This is a genomic window from Dethiosulfovibrio faecalis (assembly GCF_021568795.1).
Lineage (GTDB): Bacteria > Synergistota > Synergistia > Synergistales > Dethiosulfovibrionaceae > Dethiosulfovibrio > Dethiosulfovibrio faecalis.
In genome coordinates this window covers 1-1,981 of the sequence record NZ_JAKGUE010000033.1, presented here as the reverse complement: position 1 = coordinate 1,981, position 1,981 = coordinate 1, and the positions used below count along the sequence as shown (strand labels likewise).

General features: G+C 55.8%; 1 protein-coding gene. It reads left to right on the top strand.

From position 1 onward, the window contains the following. The coding region (locus L2W58_RS13145; protein WP_274705055.1) for a flagellin at positions 1–1,774 on the top strand (1,774 nt) is incomplete at its 5' end. Positions 1,775–1,981 lie beyond the last annotated feature (207 nt).

Below are 1,981 nucleotides of genomic sequence, written 5' to 3'. Positions count from 1 at the left end.
CATCTTCACCATCAAGCATGAGAACGTCATCATGAACGTCGGTCTGAACACCGAGGCCGGTTTCGAGAGGGTATCGGTAGACGGTCTTCCCGCCGGAGAATATACCATGACTCAGACCTCTGGTCTTTCTAATGCTGGCACTTCTGTCGGTGCAATTTCTGCGGCAATTCAGAGTTACAACGCTGGAGATATAAGTATCGGTTCCGGGTATGTAGGCAACGCCGCAGCGGCCAGCATCTCCTTCGAGGTCCTCTCGGTCAACACCTCGTCCAACATCGTGGTAGTTCGTGCCGAGTCCTACGTGATGGATGCCGATGGTGAAGTTACTACCTACAGGTCCGAGAACCTCACCCTTACCACTGCCGCTAAGGCGAATTTCACCGGTCTCGGGTTTGATATGGGGACTGCTGCCTTGGCTCTTTCCGGGGCTAATGCAGCGGCCTCTTTCGATGTAGGTGGACGAGTAGTTATGCATCTCGCCGGTTCCGCCGCCGGTGGCACCGACGGTTTCAACGTAGATGTTAACATCGATGAGGATTGGGCTGCTGCCGGAAACTGGAGCACCGCTAGCTTGACCCAGCAACGTGGTTTCGCTTTGGATGCTACTGCCCTTCAGTCCAAGGACGTCCATTTCCGTTCCTTCTACCTGAACACGGCCAACGGAAAGATCTTCCAGTCGGATATCAAGGTTTCCTTTAACTCTTCCGTAGCTGATTTGACTGCGGCGGCCGTCGTTGGAGCTACCTTTACCGCGGCCTACGTCGGTCAGACCGCCAAGGGCGACGTTGCGCTCAGGGATCTGGATAAGTTCTGGGACGCCAACGGTCGCTTCCTCCTTGAGGACTCTCAGGATATCACCATAACCCAGGGAGACGGTACCAAGGCTGGAATAACCCTCAACTCCACCGATACCCTGAACGAAGTGGCCAAGAAGCTTAACGACGCCATCGCCTTCGATCTCGGTCAGGCCAAGTACGTCGGAGCCGATGCCGATATGTTCGTCTCCTTCGTCGACGACGCTACCGCATCCAGCCCCGAGTCCGTCGAGGGAACCATGGTAATCCGTAGCGTAGTCGCAGGAAAGGCCGGAGAGCTTGCCTTTGCGGGAGACGAGGACGTCATCAACGCCCTGAGTCTCAACGTGATCCAGGATTCTGAGGAGAACGAGTTCCGCATAACCGTTCAGGACGCCCATAACGGCAACACCGTGGCTTCTGCCGTCAAGATCACCGGAAACGTGCTTCGCGGAGTGGTGCACGAAAACGTAGACGTGGAGTTCGACGCCATGGCCAACGTAGCCGTTGCATGGTCTGATTCCGCTCAGGGCTTCCTGCTTACCAGGGACTCCAGCGTGTATGAGACGACCCTCCACCTTGCCGACAACAGCACCGTCTTCCAGATCGGTGCCAACGAGGGCGAGGACATGGGTATCAGTATGGGCAACATGGGAGCCAGGGCTCTCGGTGTCGATTCCATAGTCGTCACCGACAGAGAGTCAGCAGCCCGTTCCATAACCGTTATCGACAACGCTATCGACAGCGTGTCTACCCAGAGAAGCGCCTTGGGTGCCTATCAGAACAGGTTGGATCACACCATCAACAACCTGACCGTTGCCAGCCAGAACCTGACCTCCGCCGAGAGCCGCATCCGCGATCTCGACATGGCCAAGGAAATGATGAACTTCACCAAGCTCAACATCCTTTCCCAGGCTGGAACCAACATGTTGGCTCAGGCCAACCAGCTGCCGCAGAACGTCCTGTCGCTGCTCCGTTAATTGAACTAGACGACTCGGCCAAAGAGGCGGGAGGGGGCTCCCTCCCGCCTCTTTTTAAAACCCGAAAGGGGGCATAACAAGTGACGGTAGAAAACTTTGTTCCGTCATCTTCTCCCTCATCGAGGTATGTCGTGTCCGATGGAAGTTTAGGGCGTCAGGTAGAGAAAAAAGATGGAGCCGTCTTCGTGCAGAGGTCGGAGGTTTTTT